At 72.8% G+C, this 1,204-nt stretch carries 1 protein-coding gene; it reads left to right on the top strand.

Annotated features, from left to right (window positions below):
* Position 1 precedes the first annotated feature (1 nt).
* On the top strand, positions 2–1,204 hold a 1,203-nt coding region (locus tag WDW90_RS37325; protein ID WP_336492758.1), incomplete at its 3' end, for an MFS transporter.

The raw sequence follows: 1,204 nt of genomic DNA, 5'->3' as shown, positions 1-1,204 counted from the left end.
CATGCTCGCGACCACGCATCTTGGCCTGATCAACGTCTTCATTGGTGACATCCAGGGGGGCTTGGGGCCGTTCCTGGGGACCTGGCTTGCGGAGACGGCGGAGTGGACGCCGGCGCGGGTGGGTCTGGTCACCACGCTGGTCGGGGTCGGGACGCTTTGCCTCAGCGGCCCGTTCGGCGCGCTGGTCGACCGGCTCGGGCGGCCGCGGCTGCTGATCGGGCTCGCCTGCGCGGCGATCCTCGGCGGCACCCTGCTGCTGCTGCCGGCCAAGGCCTTCCTGACCGTGTTCTCGGCGCAGATGCTGGCGGCGGCGGGCGGCACCCTGCTGCTGCCGGCGGTGACGGCGCTGACGCTGGGCATCGTCGGCAAGGACCGCTTCCCGAAGCAGCAGGGCCGCAACCAGGCCTACAACCATCTCGGCATCCTGATCGCGGCCGGGCTCATCAGCCTCGGCACCGGCCCGTTCGGGCCGGCGGTGGCCTTCTGGGTGCTCGGGGCCATGGCCGTTCTGGCCATCCTCGCCACCGCGACGACGCCGGGCCACTGCTACAGCGAGCGCCGGGCGGTCGGCTGGAAGGAGGAGGAGGCGGACACGCCCGCGCGCGCCACCACCCGCAGCGTCCTGGCAAACCGCAAGCTGCTGGTGCTGGCCGTGGCGCTGGCCCTGTTCAACCTCGGCAACGGCGGCATGCTGACCCTGCTCGGCCAGAAGCTGGTGGCCACCGCCGACGACGCGACCGCCTGGACGGCGCGCTACGTCATGGTGGCGCAACTCGTGATGATCCCGGTGGCGCTGTTTGCCGGCTCGCTCGCCGACAAGCGCGGGCGGCGCAAGCTGCTGCTCGTGGCCTTCGCGGTGCTTCCCGTGCGCGCCGCGCTGTCCGGCTTCATCGACGATCCGGTCTGGCTGATCTCGGCCGAGATCCTCGACGGGATCGCCTCGGGCATCGTCGGCGTGGCGGTGCCGGTCGTGGTCGCCGACCTGACCTGGGGCTCGGGCCGCACCCAGACCGCGCTCGGCACCGTCAACGCCGTGCAGGGCATCGGCGGGGCGCTCTCGGCCTGGTACGGCGGCCTCGCCCAGTCCCTGCTCGGCTGGACCGGCTCCTTCCTGGCCCTCGGCGCCCCCGCCCTCATCGCGCTTGCCCTCGTCGTCTGGCTCGACGCCACAACCGAGCCCGGACGCCGAACACGCCGACGGGAG

This window comes from Methylobacterium nigriterrae, from assembly GCF_037106235.1.
GTDB classification, from domain to species: Bacteria; Pseudomonadota; Alphaproteobacteria; order Rhizobiales; family Beijerinckiaceae; genus Methylobacterium; species Methylobacterium nigriterrae.
Note: the sequence above shows the minus strand (reverse complement) of the source record. Positions and strands in the feature narration are given on the sequence as shown.